Annotated in this window: 13 protein-coding genes and 3 pseudogenes; 6 read left to right on the forward strand and 10 right to left on the reverse strand. The window is 62.8% G+C overall.

The window, feature by feature from the left end; genetic code table 11:
• Nucleotides 1-148: 148 nt before the first annotated feature.
• The 4 genes and pseudogenes from ACFQDL_RS05385 to pdhR all read right to left on the reverse strand — a co-directional run bounded on the left by ACFQDL_RS05385 (nucleotide 149) and on the right by pdhR (nucleotide 7,336).
• Nucleotides 149-1,153, reverse strand: a complete 1,005-nt coding sequence (locus ACFQDL_RS05385; RefSeq protein WP_379908140.1) for an NAD-dependent epimerase — start codon at nucleotides 1,151-1,153, stop codon at nucleotides 149-151.
• Between the two features lie 413 nt (nucleotides 1,154-1,566).
• Nucleotides 1,567-3,551: pseudogene (aceF, locus tag ACFQDL_RS05390) on the reverse strand (dihydrolipoyllysine-residue acetyltransferase).
• A 79-nt stretch (nucleotides 3,552-3,630) separates the two neighbouring features.
• Nucleotides 3,631-6,305, reverse strand: a pseudogene (gene aceE / locus ACFQDL_RS05395) (pyruvate dehydrogenase (acetyl-transferring), homodimeric type).
• Between the two features lie 269 nt (nucleotides 6,306-6,574).
• On the reverse strand, nucleotides 6,575-7,336 hold the full coding sequence (gene pdhR, locus ACFQDL_RS05400; RefSeq protein WP_379908141.1) for a pyruvate dehydrogenase complex transcriptional repressor PdhR: 762 nt from the start codon (nucleotides 7,334-7,336) through the stop codon (nucleotides 6,575-6,577).
• 356 nt (nucleotides 7,337-7,692) lie between these two features.
• Here pdhR and ACFQDL_RS05405 point away from each other — a divergent pair, with 356 nt between their 5' ends.
• The 6 genes and pseudogenes from ACFQDL_RS05405 (at nucleotide 7,693) to ACFQDL_RS05430 (ending at nucleotide 14,962) form a co-directional block, all read left to right on the forward strand.
• Nucleotides 7,693-8,766 carry a TRAP transporter substrate-binding protein gene (locus ACFQDL_RS05405; protein WP_379908142.1) on the forward strand — a complete coding sequence of 358 codons (1,074 nt, stop codon included), beginning with the start codon at nucleotides 7,693-7,695 and terminating at the stop codon, nucleotides 8,764-8,766.
• A 162-nt stretch (nucleotides 8,767-8,928) separates the two neighbouring features.
• Nucleotides 8,929-9,477 (forward strand): annotated as a pseudogene (locus ACFQDL_RS05410) (TRAP transporter small permease subunit); the annotation flags it as partial.
• 39 nt (nucleotides 9,478-9,516) lie between these two features.
• Nucleotides 9,517-10,902, forward strand: a complete 1,386-nt coding sequence (locus ACFQDL_RS05415; RefSeq protein WP_379912893.1) for a TRAP transporter large permease — start codon at nucleotides 9,517-9,519, stop codon at nucleotides 10,900-10,902.
• 72 nt (nucleotides 10,903-10,974) lie between these two features.
• On the forward strand, nucleotides 10,975-12,642 hold the full coding sequence (locus tag ACFQDL_RS05420) for an FAD-binding oxidoreductase (RefSeq protein WP_379908143.1): 1,668 nt from the start codon (nucleotides 10,975-10,977) through the stop codon (nucleotides 12,640-12,642).
• 2 nt (nucleotides 12,643-12,644) lie between these two features.
• Complete coding sequence (locus ACFQDL_RS05425) at nucleotides 12,645-13,805, forward strand: (Fe-S)-binding protein (protein ID WP_379912895.1); 1,161 nt, start codon at nucleotides 12,645-12,647, stop codon at nucleotides 13,803-13,805.
• Nucleotides 13,806-14,068: 263 nt separating this feature from the next.
• Complete coding sequence (locus ACFQDL_RS05430) at nucleotides 14,069-14,962, forward strand: AEC family transporter (RefSeq protein ID WP_379908144.1); 894 nt, start codon at nucleotides 14,069-14,071, stop codon at nucleotides 14,960-14,962.
• A 113-nt stretch (nucleotides 14,963-15,075) separates the two neighbouring features.
• Here ACFQDL_RS05430 and ACFQDL_RS05435 read toward each other — a convergent pair whose 3' ends face one another.
• From ACFQDL_RS05435 to rpsA, 6 genes are all read right to left on the reverse strand, one after another.
• The gene (locus ACFQDL_RS05435; protein WP_379908145.1) at nucleotides 15,076-15,366 is read right to left on the reverse strand and encodes a ComEA family DNA-binding protein; all 291 of its coding nucleotides are present in this window, start codon (nucleotides 15,364-15,366) and stop codon (nucleotides 15,076-15,078) included.
• 98 nt (nucleotides 15,367-15,464) lie between these two features.
• Complete coding sequence (gene pyrF / locus ACFQDL_RS05440) at nucleotides 15,465-16,184, reverse strand: orotidine-5'-phosphate decarboxylase (RefSeq protein ID WP_379908146.1); 720 nt, start codon at nucleotides 16,182-16,184, stop codon at nucleotides 15,465-15,467.
• A 21-nt stretch (nucleotides 16,185-16,205) separates the two neighbouring features.
• Complete coding sequence (gene lapB, locus ACFQDL_RS05445) at nucleotides 16,206-17,384, reverse strand: lipopolysaccharide assembly protein LapB (RefSeq protein ID WP_379908147.1); 1,179 nt, start codon at nucleotides 17,382-17,384, stop codon at nucleotides 16,206-16,208.
• A 1-nt stretch (nucleotide 17,385) separates the two neighbouring features.
• Nucleotides 17,386-17,691 carry a LapA family protein gene (locus ACFQDL_RS05450; RefSeq protein ID WP_379908148.1) on the reverse strand — a complete coding sequence of 102 codons (306 nt, stop codon included), beginning with the start codon at nucleotides 17,689-17,691 and terminating at the stop codon, nucleotides 17,386-17,388.
• A gap of 26 nt (nucleotides 17,692-17,717) precedes the next feature.
• Nucleotides 17,718-18,020 carry an integration host factor subunit beta gene (gene ihfB, locus ACFQDL_RS05455; RefSeq protein WP_379908149.1) on the reverse strand — a complete coding sequence of 101 codons (303 nt, stop codon included), beginning with the start codon at nucleotides 18,018-18,020 and terminating at the stop codon, nucleotides 17,718-17,720.
• Nucleotides 18,021-18,116: 96 nt separating this feature from the next.
• Nucleotides 18,117-19,802, reverse strand: coding sequence for a 30S ribosomal protein S1 (gene rpsA / locus ACFQDL_RS05460; protein ID WP_379908150.1), 1,686 nt, complete (start codon nucleotides 19,800-19,802; stop codon nucleotides 18,117-18,119).
• Nucleotide 19,803 lies beyond the last annotated feature (1 nt).

The following is a 19,803-nucleotide window of genomic DNA, read 5'->3' on the forward strand; positions in this document are numbered from 1 at the left end:
CACTCCGGGTGGTCCCGGCCACCGGTGGAGCCGAATCAAAACACCCACGGATCATCGGCCGGGCAATCCGAAACCGCCGGTGGAATTCGTTGAACAGCACTCATTCCACCCTACACAAGAGTTGATCAACGAGGTCAGCGGTGATGCCTCAGCCGTAATACTCCCTGAACCAGCTGACGAAGCGCTCAACACCCTCGTCGAGCCCGGTGCAGGGCCGGAAACCGGTGGCGTCGAACAGCTGTTGTGTCGAGGCCCAGGTGTGCGGCACGTCTCCCGGCTGCATCGGCAGCAGGTTCATCCTCGCCTTCAGGCCCAGCGCTTCCTCCAGGGCACGGATGAAATCCATCAGCCCGACCGGCTGGCCGGCGCCGATATTGTAGACCGCATAGGGCGCCGAGCTATGGTTGCGCGCGCCCGTCTCGGGCGTCCAGCCGGGCCGAGCCTGCGGGATGGTATCCATCACCCGCACCACCCCCTCGACAATATCGTCGATATAGGTGAAGTCGCGGCTCATCTGCCCCCTGTTGTAGACATCGATCGCATCGCCCGCACTGATGGCGCGGGCAAACCTGATCGGCGCCATATCGGGACGCCCCCAGGGGCCATAGACCGTGAAAAAGCGCAGGCCCGTGCTGGGCAGGCCATAGAGGTGGGAATAGGAATGGACCAGCAACTCGCCGGATTTCTTGCTGGCGGCATAGAGCGAAACCGGGTGGTCCACCGCGTCCTCCTCACGGAACGGCACCCGGGTATTGAGGCCGTAGACCGAGCTCGAGGAGGCATAGACCAGATGGGCAAGCTGCTGCGCCCGGCAGCCCTCCAGAATATTGACCAGCCCCGCCAGATTGGCATCGACATAGGCGCGGGGATTGTCGAGTGAATAGCGCACGCCCGCCTGGGCCGCCAGGTGGACAACGCGATCGAATCGGCTCACCTCGAACAGTGCGGCGATGGCCGCGCGATCGGCCAGATCCGCCGCCACGAAACTGAAGCCTGGCTCCGAGTCCAGCCGTGACAGCCGGGCACGCTTGAGCGCCGGGTCGTAGTAATCGTTCAGGTTGTCGAGACCCGTTACCCGACAGCCGCTCGCCAACAGTCGCTGCGCGACATGAAAGCCGATAAAACCGGCGACACCGGTGACCAGCACCTTCATGCATTCTCCTTGCTGCTCCAGCCCCTTGCTGGACGCTCACTATAGCACCGGGAGCCACTTCCCTGTAGGTTGGGTGCAGTGCCGGAGGCACATAACCCAACAACCGCTCTGCCAACCGATACCAATCGATCTGCAATACGATCGATATGGCGGGTTCCCTGAAAACCGCTCCTGCGTTTTCAGGCGGGCCGCGTTCGGATTTCCACGGGGTGGCCTTCCACCATCCCTGGCGGTTTCTCGATGCCCGTACAAGGTACGAGGCGTTTCGGCCAGATGGGACGCATCGCTCTACCCACCCTCCGTCCGCGCCTTCGATAAGCAAAAAGGCCGCTCGTTAGAGCGGCCTTTTCTGTATAAAACCGGGGCCCCGGAGGGGCCAAGCCAAGGGATTTGGAAAGGGTCTTTCCAAAGTGCTACAGCACCAAGCGACGGATATCGCTCAGCAGACTGTTCAGGTAGGTCAGGAAGCGACCGGCATCGCCGCCGTTGATCGCACGGTGGTCGTACGACAGGCACAGCGGCAGCATCAGACGCGGCTCGAACTCCTTGCCGTTCCAGCGCGGTTCGATGTCCGCCTTGGAAACGCCCAGGATACCCACTTCCGGCGTCGGTACGATCGGCGTGAAACCGGTACCGCCGATGCCGCCGAGGCTCGAGATCGTGAAGCAGGAGCCCTGCATCTCGTTCGGCTTCAGCTTGCGGTCCTTGGCCTTGCCGGCCAGCTCGACCGCCTCGCGGGACAGCTCGTAGATCGACTTCTTGTCGGCATCCTTGATCACCGGCACCATCAGGCCGTTCGGCGTATCGACCGCCAGACCGACATTGATGTACTTCTTCAGGACGATATGCTCGCCGTCGGCGTGCAGCGAGGCGTTGAACTTCGGATTTTCCTTCAGCGCCAGCGCCACGGCCTTGATCATGAACGGCAGCGGTGTCAGCTTCACACCCTCTTTGGCCGCCGCATCCTTCATTTCCTTGCGGAAGGCTTCCAGCTCGGTGATATCGGCCTTGTCGAACTGCGTCACATGGGGCACGTTGAGCCAGCAGCGGGTCATGTTCGCCGCCGTGACCTTCGCCACCTTGCTCATCTTCTGCATCTCGATCTCGCCGAACTGGCTGAAATCGATCTCCGGCACAGCCGGGATGCCGCTACCGCCGGTCACCGCCGCCGCTGCCGGCTGCTTGGACAGGCGCTTGAGCGCATCCTTGACGAACCGCTGCACGTCTTCCTTCAGGACACGGCCCTTGCGGCCGCTGCCGCTGACCTGCGCCAGCTCGACACCGAATTCACGGGCGACGGCACGCACCGCGGGACCGGCATGCACCTTGCGATTCTTCTGTTCCAGCGCAACCAGGTCCGCCGTGGCAACCTCTTTGGCCTCCTGGCGGGCAGGTGCAGCAGCCGGCGCCGGGGAAGCGGCTTTCTGCGCCGCAGCCGGAGCCGACACGGCGGCAGCGGATTCAGCCTCGGCTGCCGGGGCGCTGCCGGCCACTTCCAGAATCAGGATCAGATCACCTTCGTTGCAGGTGCCGCCTTCGCTGATCTTGACCTCCTTGACGGTGCCGCCCATCGGCGCCGGCACTTCCATCGAGGCCTTGTCGGTTTCCAGCGCGATCAGGCTGTCGCCCTCGCTGATGACATCGCCGGCCTTGACCAGCACTTCGATGACGTCGACATCGGTGGCGCCGCTCAGATCCGGTACCCGGACCTCTTCAGTGCCGCCTGCTTTCGCAGGCGCCGCGGCCGGAGCTGCGGCAGGTGCTGGTGCCGCGGCCTGGCCGGAGCCGCCGCTGCAGGCGCATCGGCCTGAGCGCTGCCGGCCACTTCCAGCGTCAGAATCAGGTCACCCTCGTTGCAGGTGCCGCCTTCGCTGATCTTGACCTCCTTGACGGTGCCGCCCATCGGGGCCGGCACTTCCATCGAGGCCTTGTCGGTTTCCAGCGCGATCAGGCTGTCGCCTTCGCTGATGACATCGCCGGCCTTGACCAGCACTTCGATGACATCGACGTCGGACGCGCCGCTCAGGTCCGGCACCCGAACCTCTTCGATGCTGGCGGCCGCGGCGGGCGCAGCCGGCTCGGCTTTGGGCGCTTCGGCGGCAGGCTCAGCGGCTGCAGCCGGTGCCGGGTCGGCCTGCGCCGGCGCCTCGGCCGCGGCGGCCGCGGTTTCCAGCACCAGGATCTGGTCGCCTTCGTTGCAGACGCCGCCTTCCTGAATGACCACTTCCTTGACCGTGCCACCGTGGGTGGACGGGACTTCCATCGATGCCTTGTCGGTTTCCAGCGCGATCAGGCTGTCGCCTTCGCTGATCTGGTCGCCCGGCTTGACCAGCACCTCGATGACATCCACATCGGAAGCGCCGCTCAGGTCTGGAACTGTAATGGTGATTGTGCTCACGATAATGTCCTCAAAATCATTCTCAACCGTTACGAAGTTCTGAACGCCCGCCGGACGGATCCGGCGGGCTCGCCGGGAATCAGACGGTCCAGGGCGCCGGCTTTTCCGGGTTCAGATTGAACTTCTGCATCGCCTTGGCGACGTCGGACGCCGGCACCTTGCCCTCTTCCTGCAGCGCTTTCAGCGCAGCCAGAACGACATAGTGACGGTTGACTTCAAAGAACTCGCGCAGCTTGGTGCGGGTGTCGGAACGACCGAAGCCGTCGGTACCCAGCACCTTGTAGCGGGCCGGAATGTACTCGCGCAGCTGATCGGCGTACATCCGCATGTAGTCGGTCGAGGCAATGACCGGCCCCGAGCGATCCTTCAGGCACTCGGTGACGTACGGCACCTTCGGCTCCGCTTCCGGATGCATCAGGTTCCAGCGCTCGGCGGCCTGGGCATCGCGGCGCAGTTCGTTGATCGAGGTGGTGCTCCAGACATCGGCCTCGACACCGAACTCCTCGCGCAGGATGGTGGCGGCTTCGCGCACCTCGCGCAGGATCGAGCCACAGCCCATCAGCTGAACCTTCAGCTCCGCGTCCTTGCCCTCTTCGAGCAGGTACATGCCCTTGACGATGCCCTCTTCGGCACCGACCGGCATCTCCGGATGGCTGTAGTTCTCGTTCAGGGTGGTGACGTAGTAGAACTTGTTCTCCTGATCCCGGTACATGCGCTTGAGGCCGTCCTGGACGATCACCGTGAGCTCGTAGGCATAGGTCGGATCGTAGCTGACGCAGTTCGGAATCATCTGCGCCATCAGGTGGCTGTGACCGTCCTGGTGCTGCAGGCCTTCCCCGTTCAGGGTGGTACGGCCGGAGGTCGCACCGATCAGGAAACCACGCGCCTGGCTGTCGCCGGCGGCCCAGGTCAGGTCCATGACACGCTGGAAGCCGAACATCGAATAGAAGATGTAGAACGGCACCATCGGGCAGTTGTTGTTGCTGTACGAGGTCGCACAGGCCAGCCAGGCGGAGAAGGCACCGGCTTCGTTGATCCCCTCTTCGAGGATCTGACCGGTCTTCGACTCCTTGTAGAACATGATCTGGTCGGAGTCCTGCGGCACATAGCGCTGACCTTCCGAACTGTAGATGCCGAGCTGACGGAACATGCCTTCCATACCGAAGGTACGGGCCTCGTCCGGCACAATCGGCACGATACGGTTACCGATCTGCTTGTCCTTGACCAGGGTGTTGAGCACGCGGTTCAGCGCCATCTGGGTCGAAAGCTCGCGCTCGCCGCTGGATTTCAGCTGGCTGGAGAAGGCATCGAGTGCGGGCGTCTCGAGCTTCTGGAAGTCGGCGCGGCGGGTCGGATAGAAGCCGCCGAGCTGCTTGCGCCGCTCGAACATGTACTTCATTTCCGGCGAGTCGGGCGACGGACGGTAGTACGGCACTTCCTTGAGCTGATCGTCGCTCAGCGGGATGTTGAAGTTGTCGCGGAAACTCTTCAGGTCGTCCATCGCGACCTTCTTGATCGAGTGGGTGTCGTTCTTCGCCTGGCCGGAGGTACCGGTGCCGTAGCCCTTGACGGTCTGCGCGAGGATGACGGTCGGCTGCCCCTTGTGGTGGTAGGCCTCGTGATAGGCCGCGTAGACCTTGTAGGGGTCGTGGCCGCCGCGGTTCAGCTTCATGATGTCGTCGTCGGACAGGTCGGACACCATTTCCGCCAGCTCCGGGTATTTGCCGAAGAAGTGTTCGCGGGTGTAGGCGCCACCGTTGGCCTTGTAGTTCTGCAGCTCGCCGTCGACGACCTCGTCCATGCGCTTCTGCAGCAGACCCTTTTCGTCTTTCTCGAACAGCGGGTCCCAGTGACGGCCCCAGAGGCACTTGATGACGTTCCAGCCGGCACCACGGAAGATGCCTTCGAGTTCCTGGACGATCTTGCCGTTGCCACGAACCGGGCCATCGAGGCGCTGCAGGTTGCAGTTGATGACGAAGATCAGGTTTTCCAGCGACTCGCGGCCGGCCAGGGAGATCGCGCCCAGGGTTTCCGGCTCGTCGCATTCGCCGTCGCCGAGGAAGGCCCAGACCTTGCGGTCGCCGCGATCGATCAGGTCGCGGGCCGACAGGTAGCGCATCACATGCGCCTGGTAGATCGCCTGGATCGGCCCCAGACCCATGGACACGGTCGGGAACTGCCAGAAGTCCGGCATCAGCCAGGGTGCGGGTAGGATGACAGACCGTTGCCGTCGACTTCGCGGCGGAAGTTGTCCAGCTGCTCTTCGGTCAGACGCCCTTCCAGATAGGCGCGGGCATAGATGCCGGGCGCGATATGACCCTGGAAGAACACCATGTCGGAGTCCTGCTCGCCCTCGTTGCCACGAAAGAAATAGTTAAAGCCGATGTCGTACAGTGTTGCCGACGAGGAAAAACTCGAGATGTGGCCGCCCAGCCCTTCCTTGTTGTCGTTGGCACGCATGACCATGGCCATGGCGTTCCAGCGGATAAAGGAACGAATGCGGCGCTCGACGAACAGGTCACCCGGCATGCGGGCTTCATCTCTGGGCGCAATGGTATTGCGGTAGGGGGTGGTCATGGTACCGGCGCCGCCGACACCGATATCGGTCGCTTTCTGACCCAGTTTTTTCAGAATGTAGCGAGCACGCTCATCGCCGTCACTCTTGGCAACGGATTCCAGTGCATCCAGCCACTCCTGGGTTTCAATCGGGTCAATATCTTCAACGAAATCTAGCACTTTGCCTTCTCCACTCATTATTGTTCGAGCAGTCAATCCCACTTAAGCGTCAAGGCTGACAACCTGTTGTGCAGGTCTCGCCCCGCCGACCATCGTCTGGTTCTTATTATCTTGTAGTATTACTACATAATGGTGTCACCGATTATGCACATATCGGTAAAAGATCGCAACATCCCCGGATTTTCCAGACACTCTTGTAGTAAAAATACCTTTCACATCCGAGGCCGGTAAAACCAGGCCCGGGGCGGCGTCCCGACCGGCCCGTCAAGCGGACGCGACGGAAGCCGCTACTGGCTGGTGTTGGCCCGGCGCAACGCGCGCTCCAGGCGGGTATGCTCCCGCTCACCCTCGAGCAGCGCCTCTTCGACGTAGGACAGGTGGTGGTGCGCAGCCTTGCGCGCATTGTCCGGCTCACCGGCAAGGATAGCATCCATCAGCACCCTGTGCTGATCGTGGATCTTTTCCCGGTAGCCCGGGCGCGGATAGATATTCAGCAGGTTGTCGGTTATGTGCTGGCGCAGAAGACTGAACAGTGCGCGCATCATGTGGAGAAGCACCATGTTGTGGGTGGCGGCGGCGATCGCGAGATGAAAGTCCACGTCGGCGTTGACCTCCTTCTCGAACTCCCTTGCGCTATGAAAACGCTGCAGGTCGTCGTAGCGCGCCTGTATCTCCTCGCGGTCGGCGGCGGTGCTGCGCAGGGCGGCATAGTAGGCCGACACGCCCTCCAGCGCATGACGAAACTCAAGCAGGTCGTATTGCGCTTCGGGGTGGGTCTTGAACAGCTCGAGCAGCGGGTCGGAAAAGGACCCGCCAAGCTCCTCGGATACATAGGTACCCCCGCCCTGCCTGCTGATCAGCAGGCCCTTAGCCGTCAGCTTCTGCAACGCTTCGCGCAGCGACGGCCGGGAGACTTCGAACTGCTTGGCGAGCTCCCGTTCCGGCGGCAGTTTCTGCCCCGGTTTGAAGGTACCCTCGAGAATCATCTCTTCCATCTGCTGCACGATGACATCGGAAATCCTGGGTTGTTTTACCCGCTGGTAGGCCACTGAATCTCTCCCTCCGACGACGCTGATGACGGCAACGGCAGGAGCGGTTCGGCACGCCGTCAACGACCGGACCCCCGCCTGTGACTTGAACGCAAAAGCCGGAACGACCGACAGGCAAAATTGGTTTTACCAATTATCAACCTCAAGCGCCCCCAAGTTCAACCACCCCTCCTATCGTCCAGGTATTGAATATCACGAAAGCATTGACAACCGCCGAACAAAAAAAATACAGTACCCACTCAGGCGATGGTAAATTGGTATGACCAATTATGAAAGTGACGGCCAGCGGTGACTTTAGCCTGGCCACCCCCACCGCCGAAGCAACAACAACAACTAAGCCTTACCGAGGATGCTTCATGAAAAAGTTCGCCAAGTCCCTGCTTTCCGTCGCCGTACTGGGCGCCACTCTTGCCGCCGCAACCACCCAGGCACAGGCCGCCGACAAGGTACTGCTGAAAACCCCGGTCGCCTTCGGCACCAACCTGCCGGCCCTCGGCACCACCATCACCTGGGTCGCCGACCGTCTCGACAAGGTCAGCGACGGCTCCATCCGGATGAAGGTCTACGAGCCGGGCAAACTGGTCAGTCCGCCCGAGATCCTCGATGCCGTCTCGTCGGGCAAGGTCAATTCCGGCTATGCCACCGCCGGCTACTGGCAGGGCAAGATCCCGGCCGCGGCGCTGTTCTCCGCCGTGCCCTTCGGCCCCGAGGCCGGCGAATACATGGCCTGGCTCTATTACGGCAACGGCATGAGCCTCTACCAGGAGATGTACGACAGCGCGGGCTACAACGTGAAGGTGCTGCCCTGCTCCATCCTGTCGCCGGAAACCTCGGGCTGGTTCTCCAAGCCGATCGAGAAGCCGGAAGACCTGCAGGGGCTGAACATGCGCTTCTTCGGTCTCGGCGCCTCGGTGATGGAAAAACTCGGTGTCGGCACCGTGCAACTGCCGGGCGGCGAGATCTTCGGCGCGCTGGAGAAGGGCGCCATCGATGCCACCGAGTTCTCCCAGCCGGCGATCGACCAGCGCCTGGGCCTGAACAAGATCGTCAAGTACAACTACTTCCCGGGATGGCACCAGCAGGCCACCATCTTCGAGCTGCTGATCAACAAGGACGCCTGGAACGGCATGAGCGAAGGCCAGCAGGCCATCGTGGAGACCACCTGCATGGCCTCGGTGACCAACTCCATCGCCGAAGGCGAGGCGATGCAGTTCCCGGTGATGGCCGATGCGAAGCAGAACGGTGTCGAGATCCGCTACTGGAACGAGACCATGCTCGATACCTTCAGCGAGAAGTGGCAGGAAGTCGCGGCCGAGAAATCCGTCGAGGATCCCTTCTTCAAGAAGGTCTGGGATGACCTGAGCCAGTTCCGTGAAGGCTACGACCTCTGGGAAGCCAACGCCTTCCTGCCGCGCAAGCAGGCGAATTGATCGAGGTCAGGCGTTACGGGTAACCCGAAAAAGTAGGGTGGAATGAGAGCCGAAGGCCCGAATTCCACCGGTGACATCAGGCAAGCGCGGAACCAGGCCAATCCAGCTTTGGGGCCGGCCAAGAGCACCGGTGGAATTCGCCTCAGGCTCATTCCACCCTACATGTCTAGGTCGATACCCTTTCGTTACTCTCTGCAAGTTTCCTTCGAGGTACATTCAAACGTGCATGACAACAACAAGCTGCCGGCCGTGGCGCTGGCGGACCGCATCGACGCGGCCATCCAGCGCCTGACGCTGGGCATCGGCTGGTGCTATGTGCTGCTGGTGCTGGTCATCATTCTGCAGGTGACGCTGCGCAAGGGCTTCTCCCACGGCCTCATCGCCCTCGAGGAACTGCAGTGGCATCTCTACGCCATCGGCGTGATGTTCGGCCTGGCCTACGCCCAGACCACCAATTCCCATATCCGCGTGGACCTGTTCCACACCGGTTTCAGGACCCGCAACAAGCGCATCATCGAGATCCTCGGCATCCTGGTGCTGCTGCTGCCGTTCCTGGCCGTGATCTTCCTGCACAGCCTCGACTTCGTCGCCGATTCCTGGCGCATCAACGAGAGTTCCTCGGCGCCGTCGGGCCTGCCCTGGCGCTGGCTGATCAAGTCGGTGATCCCGGCCAGCATGGCGCTGCTGGCGCTCGCCGTGCTGTCGCGGCTTTACCGTGAAGTCGTTTTGCTGAGCCGGGGGAGTAGTCCAATGGAAGCGAATGAAATTCTTGTGATCGCGATGTTCCTGTCGTTCATCGCGCTGCTGTTCACCGGCTTTCCGGTGGCCTGGGTGCTGGGCGGCATCGGCATCCTCTTCGCCTTTATCGGCCAGCTCTCCGATACCTATTTCGACACCATCACCGGGCTCGACTTCCTGACCCTGGGGCTGGTGGTGAACCGGCTCTGGAAGATCATGGACAACTGGATCCTGGTGGCCCTGCCGATGTTCATCTTCATGGGCATCATGCTCGACAAGTCCGGCGTCGCCGAGCGGCTGATGCACTCGATGCAGGAGCTGTTCGGGCGGGTGCGCGGCGGGCTCGCGGTCACCGTCACCGCCATCGGCATCATCCTCGCGGCCTCGACCGGCATCATCGGCGCCTCGGTGGTGCTGCTGGCGGTGATGTCGCTGCCGGCGATGACCAAACAGGGCTACTCGATGCCGCTGGCGCTCGGCACCATCGCCTCGGCCGGCACCCTCGGCATCCTGATTCCGCCGAGCATCATGCTGGTGATCATGGCCGATCAGCTGGCGCTGTCGGTGGGCGACCTGTTCATGGGCGCGGTGGCGCCGGGCCTGATGCTGGGCGGCCTCTATATCCTCTATATCCTCGGCTACGGTCTGATCAAACCCGCGGCGGCGCCGGTACCGCATGATGCCAAGCCGGTGACCTTCAAGGTGGTGTTCAACGTGCTGCGCGACGTGCTGCCGACGCTGCTGCTGATCCTTGTGGTGCTGGGCTCGATCTTCGCCGGTATCGCCACCCCGACCGAAGCCTCCGGCGTCGGCGCCCTGGGCGCCACCCTGCTGGCCGTCTACAACCGCAAGTTCAGCCTCAGGGTACTGAAGGACGTGGTGGCCGGCACCACCAACACCACCGCCTACATCTTCGCGATCTTCATCGGCGCCACCTGCTTCGCGCTGGTGCTGCGCGAGCTCGGTGGCGACGAGCTGATCGAGTCCTTCCTCACCGGGCTGCCGTTCGGCCCCTACGGCATCATCTTCTTCATCCTCGGGGTGATCTTCCTGCTCGGCTTCTTCCTCGACTGGATCGAGATCACCCTGATCGTGCTGCTGCTGCTGGCGCCGGTGATCTCGGCACTGGGGCTGTCCATCGACGGCTACGGCGTGGTCGACAACCCTGAGCTGGTGTGGTTCGTGATGCTGGTGGCGATGACGCTGCAGACCAGTTTCCTGACGCCACCGGTCGGCTTCGCGCTCTTCTACCTCAAGGGCGTCTGCCCGCCGGGCGTCAAGCTCAGCCAGATCTACCGCGGCGTGATCCCGTTCATCGTGCTGCAGCTGATCGGCCTGCTGATCCTGGTGTTCAGTCCCGAACTGGTGCTCTGGCTGCCGGCCAAGGCGTACGGCTGAGAGTGCCGTGAGTGGGAGTGGCTTTAGCCGCTCCCACCAACGCCTCAAGCATTTTAAACGAGGTCCATAACAATGAAACCGGCCTATCAGGCTTTTCTGCACGAGCTGAAAACCTTTATTCCCGAATCGCGGCTGATCATCGACCCGCTGCGTACCCTGGCCTATGGCACCGACGCCAGTTTTTACCGGCTGATTCCGCAGATCGTGGTCCGGGTCGAGTCCGAGCAGGAGGTGATCGGGCTGATCGGCCGCGCCCGCGCCGCGCAGATCCCGTTGACGTTCCGCGCCGCCGGTACCAGCCTTTCCGGTCAGGCGATCACCGACTCGGTGCTGGTGCAACTCGGAGACGGCTGGAACGGCTATCGGGTGCTGGACGATGCGCGCCGGATCAGCCTGCAGCCCGGCGTCATCGGCGCCCAGGCCAACCGCGCTCTGGCGCCGTTCAACCGCAAGATAGGCCCGGACCCGGCATCGATCAATGCTGCCAGAATTGGCGGCATTGCCGCCAACAACGCCAGCGGCATGTGCTGCGGCACGGCCCAGAACAGCTACAGAACCCTGGCATCGATGCGCATGGTTCTGGCCGACGGTACCCTGATCGACACCGCCGATCCCGATTCGGTCGCCGCCTTTCGCGAGAGTCACCGGAAAACGCTCGGTGAACTCGACCGCCTGGCCCGTGAAACCCGGGCCAATGCGGCGCTGCGCGCCCGCATCGAGCACAAGTACCGGCTCAAGAACACCACCGGCTATGCCCTCAATGCTCTGGTCGACTTCGAGGATCCCGTCGAAATTCTTCAACACCTGATGATCGGTTCGGAAGGCACTCTCGGTTTCATCGCCGAAATAAGCTACCACACCGTCGACGAGCATCCCCACAAGGCCTCGGCGCTGATCTTTTTCGACCGGGTCCGGACCTGCTGCGAGGCGGTCGCGCTGCTCAAGTCCACCCCGGTCTCGGCGGTGGAGCTGATCGACCGCGCGGGCCTGCACTCGGTCGAGGACCAGCCCGGCCTGCCCGCCTTTATACGCGAGCTGCCCGGGGACGCCGCCGCCCTGCTGGTCGAAACCCGTGCCGCGACGCCGGAACAGCTCGAGACGCAGGTCGCCGTCATCAGCTCGGCGATTGCCCAGCTGCCGACCAGCCAGCCGCTGCGCTTCACTTCGGACGCCGCGGAATACGGCCGCTACTGGGCCATCCGCAAGGGGCTGTTTCCCGCCGTCGGGGCGGTACGGGCGACCGGTACCACCGTGATCATCGAGGATGTCGCCTTCCCGGTGGAGCGACTGGCCGAAGCCGTCGCCGAGCTCCACGGCATCTTCGCGAAGTGGCATTACCCCGAAGCCCTGATCTTCGGCCACGCGCTCGAAGGCAACCTGCATTTCGTCTTCACCCAGGCTTTCGACACACCGCAAGCGCTGGAACGCTACGAAGGGCTGATGGACGACGTGGCGCAGATGGTGGTCGGTCGCTTCGACGGTTCCCTGAAGGCCGAACATGGCACGGGCCGCAACATGGCACCCTATGTCGAACTCGAATGGGGACAGGAGGCGTATGCGCTGATGTGGCAGCTCAAGGCGCTGCTCGATCCCGAAGAGATTCTCAACCCCGGCGTGCTGCTGAACCGCGACCCGCGGGTACACCTGAAAACCTCAAGCCGCTGCCGGCGGCCGACCCGCTGGTCGACAAGTGCATCGAGTGCGGCTTCTGCGAGCCAAGCTGTCCGTCCCGGGACCTGACGCTGACCCCGCGCCAGCGGATCGTCATCTGGCGCGAAATCGCCCGCCTCGAGGCCAGCGGCGAGGACCCGGAACGCCTCGCGGTCCTGCGCGAGGAGTACCGTTACCAGGGCACCGAAACCTGCGCCGGCTGCGGCCTCTGCTCGACCAGCTGCCCGGTCGGCATCAATACCGGCGACCTGACACGCTCGATCCGCAGCCGCGACAATGAAAACCATGCCCGGCTGGCGCAGTGGCTGGCCGACCACTACGGCGGCGTCAGCCGCACCAGCAAAACCCTCTTCAGCCTGGCCGATGCCACCCACGGGCTGATCGGCACCGACCGCATGCAGCGCCTGACCGGCGGTATCCGGCGCCTGTCCGGCAACCGTCTGCAGCAGTGGACACCGGCGATGCCGAGGGCGGCCGCCAAAATCAAACCCGACACCGGGCTCCCCGAAGCTGCGCGGCCAAAGGTGGTCTACCTGCCCAGCTGCGCCAGCCGCACCATGGGGCCGCCCAGGGGCGCTGCCGACAAGCGGTCGCTATTCGAGGTGACCGAACAGCTGCTGCGCAAGGCCGGCTACGAGGTGATCTACCCACAGGACCTCGAAGCACAGTGCTGCGGCATGCCGTTCCAGTCCAAGGGCCTGTTCGATGCCGCCGACCAAAAAGCGCAGGAAACCGAGCGACTGCTGCTGGCGGCGACCGAAAACGGCGCTCTGCCGGTCTATTCCGACACCAGCCCGTGCAGCCTGCGCCTGAAGGACAAGCTGGATCCGCGCATACGCCTCTACGACAGCGTCGACTTCATCGACCGCTTTCTGCTCGACCGGCTGCTGTTCGAGCCGCTCGACGCGCCCGTGGCGCTGCATGTGACCTGCAGCGCCACCCGTATGGGCCAGACCGAGAGCCTGAAGCGGATCGCCGGCCGCTGCAGCCGCCAGTTGGTGATCCCGGAGCAGATCGGCTGCTGCGGCTTTGCCGGCGACAAGGGATTCAGCACGCCGGAACTCAACGCCTCGGCACTGCGTACCCTGAAAGGCGCCGTGCAGCACTGCAGCGAAGGGGTATCGACCAGCCGTACCTGCGAGATCGGTCTGACCCACCACAGCGGCATCGACTACCACTCGATCGTCTACCTGCTAGACCGCTGCAGCAGCGCAAAGGGGACGCCCCGGTAGGGTGCCGGTAACCGCCGCGAACCGCACCGACGCTTTCGGTGCGCTTCACTCCGTTCAGCAGCACCCTACGATAATTCCGCGCCTTGCCCAATGAGCGGCTGCAGAGCGCAGCCTGGATCGCGAGGCATGCCAATACATGCCCATGACGCCCGGCCGGGTTCACAGTATCATGGACGCTGCCTGGCCGGGTCGTCGCTGCAACCGCGGCCGTAAGGAACTCAGGTTACCGGCGGCCTGCCGGCGATCCAGATTAAGGACATTCGATGGACGGTACCACCTACTCGCTGCTGGAGCGGATCTTTCAGGTCGTTTTCCCGTTGCTGGCGATCGTCACGGTCGGCTACTTCTATGCCCGGCGTATCCATACCGACATGTCGGTCGCCAACCGCATCAACATGGATGTGTTCACGCCGGCTCTGATCCTGTCGGTCATGGCCGACAAGTCATTCGATCTGGCGCTCTACCAGCCACTGGCGATCGGCGCCCTCTGCGTGGTGCTCGGCTCCGGCCTGCTGCTGCTGCCGCTGTGCCGCCTGATCGGCATCCACCCGAAGACTTTCCTGCCGCCCATGATGTTCAACAACAGCGGCAACCTCGGCATTCCCCTGGCCGTACTGGCGTTCGGCGAACAGGCGCTGCCCGCCGCCGTGGTGCTTTTCCTGGTCGAGAATACGCTACATTTCACGGTCGGCATGTACATGCTCAACCCGAAGATCCATCCGCTGTCGCTGCTGCGCATACCGATGATCCTGGCCGCCATCGCCGGTCTTGTCTTCAGCAGCACCGGTGCGGTGCTGCCGGTGTATCTCAAGACCTTCATCGACATGCTCGGCCAGATCGCGATTCCGCTGATGCTGTTCTCCCTCGGGGTACGGATGCTGAGCATCGACTTCTCCAACTGGCGCAGCGGCCTGTTCGGTGCCGTGCTCTGCCCGGTCAGCGGTATCCTGATGGCACTGGGCGCCCAGCAGCTGCTGCGGCTCGATCAGACCCAGTTCCACTATCTCCTGCTGTTCGGTGCCCTGCCCCCGGCCCTGCTCAACTACCTGGTGGCCGAACGTTACAACCAGGAACCGCAGCAGGTCGCCTCGATCGTGCTGCTGAGCAATATGGCGAGCCTGATCATCATTCCGCTGACGCTGGCGTTTATTTTGTAAGAGAGTTACGAGTTGACAGGGAACAGCTCACAGCCCTGCACTGGCAACCTGCTTCTGTAAACTGTCTTCTGAAAAATGGCGACCCGAAAGGGCCGCCGGAAGGATTTTTCTGCCTACTCCGCCGGGGCGGGAGAAACGCTGATCAACTCGCGGTTCTTATCGATGGTCGCGCTGCCGATGCCCTTGACGGCTGTCAGCTGGTCGACGCTGGTGAAAGGCCCGTTGGCTTCGCGGTAGTCGACGATCGCTTGAGCCTTTGCAGGCCCGACACCGACCATCACGCTGGATAGCTGGTCGGGGCTTGCGTTGTTGATATCGAGGGTTTCGGCCTGAACGGCCGAGACGGGTATGAATGCAAGGCTGAGCGCCAACAGCAGCGCCCGGATCAGGGGACTGTTCATCATGAACCTCCATGTTTTTCCATTTGGGTCACCGAGCTTCCCGCCCGGTCCTCAAAACGAATAGCACAGAGGTCTCATCCCCGCCAGTCGAATGCGGGAATTCAGGCGCCGCGAGCCGCCTCTATTTCGGCCTGAATGCGATCCAGCATGGCCAGGGGATCTTCGGCCCGGGTTATCGGACGCCCGATCACCAGGTAGTCACTGCCGGCCACAACCGCCTCGCCCGGGGTCATGATGCGACGCTGATCGCCGGCCTCGGCGTCGGCCGGACGGATACCCGGCGTCACCAGTTTGAAGTCCGCGCCGATCCGCTCGCGCAGCGGACGCACCTCCTGCGCCGAGCAGACCACGCCATCAAGACCGCTCTGCTCGGTCAGCGTAGCCAGTCGCTTGACATGCTCGAGCGGCTCGACGTCGATGCCGACCTCACGCAGGTCCTGGTGCTCCATGCTCGTCAACACCGTCACGGCGATCAGCAGCGTACGGCGCGCACCCGCCACCTTCTCCAGCTCATTGCGGGCGGCCTCCATCATTCGCCGGCCACCCGACGCGTGAACGTTGACCATCCAGACACCCAGTTCCGCCGCGGCCCTGACCGCCATCGCCGTGGTGTTGGGGATATCGTGAAACTTGAGATCGAGGAAGACGTCGAAACCGCGCGCCTGCAGGTCTTCGACCACAGCCGGGCCACTGCGGGTGAAAAGCTCCTTGCCGACCTTGAGACGACACCGCTGCGGGTCGAGTCGCTGCGCCATGGCCAGGGCCTGCTCCCGGTCGGGATAATCGAGCGCCACCAGTATCTGTTTGGAATCTTGCGTCATGAAATTTCTCGCCAACTCAACTTATTCGCCCTCCAGGCCCCGGATCGGCCTGGTCGTGCCCCAGCTTTTGCAGGACGGGCATTGCCACAGAAGGGTACGGCCGGAAAAGCCGCAATGATTGCAATGATAGACCGGCTTGCTCTGCTCGAGCTGTCCGGCAAGACCGCGCAGCACCTGCAGACCGTCCCGCGCCTTTTCCGGACCCTGTTCGATATGGATGTCGATCAGCCGATTGAAGCCCTTGATCGACGGCCGTTTTTCCAGTTCTTCGGTGATGAAGGCAGCGGCACTGTCGAGGCCGCGCGCTTCACCTATCCGCTCGGCCAGCGCCAGGATCAGACTGGCAGAGGGCGCCACGCTCATCATCTGGCGCAACCAGCTGTCGTACTCGTCGAGCAGCCCCAGCTCGCGATAGCAGCGGGTCATCGGCGCCAAAACCTCGGATACGAACTGCGCATCCTGCCCGGGCACCCGCTGCAGCGAACGCAGCGCGTCGCGCCAGCGCTGCCGAAGCATCCGCACACGCGCCCGCAACAGGCTGGCGCGTACCGAGTCCGCATCCAGCATGAGCGCCCGCCCGAGCCAGGCATCCGCCGACTCGAGCTTGTCAGCCCTGAGGTCGACCTCGGCCAGCTCACAGCAGTAATGCGCCAGTTCACTGCGAATATCGTTGAAATCGTCCCGACCCAGGCGCTCGGCGGCATCCAGCGCCAGACGCCATTCGCCCTCTTTTTCGTACAGCTTGATCAGCAGACGCAACGCCTCGCAGAGCTGATCCCGGGGCGGGTTTTCCGCCACGATCTCCTGCAACAGGGCTTCGGCCCGGTCCAGCAGCCCCACGGCATCGTAATCACGGGCCAGGGCCATGCGTACACGCAGACGGTCGCTGCCGGACAGGTCCGAACGCCGGAGCAGGTCCTGGTGCAGCCCGATGGCCCGCTCGACATCACCCTTCCTGCGCAGCAGCTTGGCCAGCGCCAGATGGGCCGGAAGGGTATCGGAGTTGACCTCGAGCGCCCGAATGAAGCTTTCGATCGCTTCGTCGGTACGCTCGTTGACGAGGTAATCCAGGCCGGTGAAATAGTCACGGCCGATGGACGGGTGCTGTGCGAGGTTACGCCGCGACCCTTCGCGCCGGCCGAGCCACCAGCCCGAGGCGACCGCCATGAACAGCGGCACCATCAGCAGAACGTCGGCCATTTCAGGCGTGGTCTTTGCTGCCCGCGCTACGAAGCTGATCGAGTTCACGGTGCGCCTGCACAGAACGCCGGCGCGCCGAACGCAACCTTGTTTTCAGGCCCAGTATGGCGAAGCTGCTCAGCAGCACGCCGAGAATGCCGCCGCAGACAAAGGCCGCGATGAGCCAGAGCGACAGGCTGGCCTGCGGCAGTTGCACGAAGATCAGATCGATCGCGACCTTGTCGGTATTGTGTATCGTAAACAGAATACCGACGAGCAGAATAAGCAGGCATACAAGGCCTGTCAGCAAGGATTTCAACCAGCGCACTTGGGTCGGGCCTCCGGCGTGAACAACTACAGACTGGGGTGTTCGGACAAACTGTCATTGACCTGCTCTCGCAGCTCCTTGCCCGGCTTGAAATGGGGTACATGCTTGGCCGTCAGCGGAACCGACTCTCCCGTTTTCGGATTCCGGCCGACGCGCGGCGCGCGATAGTGTAGCGAAAAACTGCCGAAGCCGCGAATCTCGATCCGGTCGCCATGGGCCAGCGCTTCGGTCATGTGGTCCAGCATCGTCTTGACCGCCAGCTCGACATCTTTCACAGACAGCTGATTATGACGATCGATCAGTCGTTCTATCAGTTCCGACTTGGTCATGACAACTCTCCCAAAGATTCAGGCCGCCCTGCAGCCTCAGGTTCCGCAACGCGCCGAACGAAAAAGCCGGGGAGCGCCTCAGCGCTCCCCGGTCCTTCAGTCCTTGTCCGACTTGTTCATCTGCGCCTTGATCAGGTCACCGATAGTCGTGGGCCCGGCGGTCTCGACGGGCTGCTGCTTCATCGACTTCAGCGCCTGCTGCTCGGCCTGCATGTCCACCTGCTTGACCGACAGCTGGATATTGCGGTTGCGGCGATCGATGTTGATGATCGACACCTCCACTTCGTCACCGACCTTGTAGAGGCTGTGCAGGCTGTCGATACGCTCGCGGGACGCTTCGGCAATGCGCAGCTGTCCGGTGATGCCCTCGGCCAGCTGCAGCGTCGCCTGACGATCATCGAGCTCGGTTACGGTACCCTTGACCACGGAACCCTTGCCGTGGGCGACGACGTAATCGCTGAACGGGTCACCTTCCAGCTGCTTCACGCCCAGGGCGATACGTTCGCGTTCGGCATCGATGGACAGTACCACAGCGGTCAGCTCGTCGCCCTTGTTGAGGGTCTTAACCACCTGCTCGCCGGGCTGATCCCATGAGAGATCGGACAGGTGAACCAAGCCGTCGATACCGCCGTCGAGCCCGATGAAGACACCGAAATCGGTGATCGAACGGATCTTGCCGGTGAGGATGTCGCCCTTGCTGTAACGGCTGGCGAAGGCCTGCCAGGGATTTTCGCTGCACTGTTTCATGCCCAGCGAAATGCGGCGGCGTTCGGTATCGATATCGAGAATCATCACCTCGATCTCGTCGCCGATCTGCACCACCTTCGACGGGTGAATGTTCTTGTTGGTCCAGTCCATTTCGGAAACGTGAACCAGACCCTCGACACCGCTCTCGAGCTCCGCGAAGCATCCGTAATCGGCAACATTGGTGACCTTCGCCTTGACCCTCGAGCCGATCGCGTAGTTGTCCATCAGCTGGGTCCAGGGGTCCTCGGTCAGCTGCTTGAGGCCAAGGGAGACACGGTTGCGTTCCCGGTCGAACTTCAGCACCTTGACGTTGATCTCGTCACCGACGTTCAGAACCTCGCTCGGATGCTTGACGCGCTTCCAGGCAATGTCGGTGATGTGCAGCAGGCCGTCGATGCCGCCCAGGTCGATAAAGGCACCGTAATCGGTCAGGTTCTTGACGATACCCTTGAGCACCACGCCTTCCTGCAGTTGCTCGAGCAGTTTCTCGCGCTCTTCGCTGTGGGCTTCCTCGAGCACCGCGCGCCGGGACACGACGATGTTGTTGCGCCGCTCGTCGAGCTTGACCAGCTTGAATTCGAGGTCGCGGCCTTCGAGGTGGGCGGTATCCCGGGTCGGACGCACATCGACCAGGGAGCCGGGCAGGAACGCCTGCACCGTGTCGAGACTGACGGTGAAGCCGCCCCGGACCTTGCCGACGATCTGGCCCTTGACCACTTCGTCGTTCTCGTAGGCCTTCTCCAGTTCCTTCCAGGTCTCGGCGCGCCGGGCCTTCTCGCGTGACAGCAGGGTCGTGCCAAAGCCGTCCTCGACGGCCTCGAGGGCGACCTGCACCTCATCGCCGACGGCGACGGTCAGCTCGCCGTTTTCGTCTTCGAACTGCGAGCGGGGGATGATGCCTTCCGACTTGAGACCGGCATGGACCGTCACAACCTCAGTATCGATCGCCACCACCGTACCGGTCACGATCGATCCGGGCGCCATTTCGATGTCCTTGAGGCTTTCCTCAAAGAGCTCGGCAAAACTTTCGCTCATG

This window comes from Marinobacterium aestuariivivens, from assembly GCF_042661465.1.
Taxonomy (GTDB): Bacteria; Pseudomonadota; Gammaproteobacteria; order Pseudomonadales; family Balneatricaceae; genus Marinobacterium_A; species Marinobacterium_A aestuariivivens.

Excerpts from the sequence above, each read along its gene's own strand:
- lapB (WP_379908147.1), bottom strand. The coding sequence starts at position 17,384 with ATGGCCGACGTTCTGCTGATGGTGCCGCTGTTCATGGCGGTCGCCTCG.
- ACFQDL_RS05385 (WP_379908140.1), bottom strand. The coding sequence starts at position 1,153 with ATGAAGGTGCTGGTCACCGGTGTCGCCGGTTTTATCGGCTTTCATGTC.
- ACFQDL_RS05430 (WP_379908144.1), top strand. The coding sequence starts at position 14,069 with ATGGACGGTACCACCTACTCGCTGCTGGAGCGGATCTTTCAGGTCGTT.
- rpsA (WP_379908150.1), bottom strand. The coding sequence starts at position 19,802 with ATGAGCGAAAGTTTTGCCGAGCTCTTTGAGGAAAGCCTCAAGGACATC.
- ihfB (WP_379908149.1), bottom strand. The coding sequence starts at position 18,020 with ATGACCAAGTCGGAACTGATAGAACGACTGATCGATCGTCATAATCAG.
- ACFQDL_RS05420 (WP_379908143.1), top strand. The coding sequence starts at position 10,975 with ATGAAACCGGCCTATCAGGCTTTTCTGCACGAGCTGAAAACCTTTATT.
- ACFQDL_RS05405 (WP_379908142.1), top strand. The coding sequence starts at position 7,693 with ATGAAAAAGTTCGCCAAGTCCCTGCTTTCCGTCGCCGTACTGGGCGCC.
- ACFQDL_RS05415 (WP_379912893.1), top strand. The coding sequence starts at position 9,517 with ATGGAAGCGAATGAAATTCTTGTGATCGCGATGTTCCTGTCGTTCATC.
- ACFQDL_RS05435 (WP_379908145.1), bottom strand. The coding sequence starts at position 15,366 with ATGATGAACAGTCCCCTGATCCGGGCGCTGCTGTTGGCGCTCAGCCTT.
- pyrF (WP_379908146.1), bottom strand. The coding sequence starts at position 16,184 with ATGACGCAAGATTCCAAACAGATACTGGTGGCGCTCGATTATCCCGAC.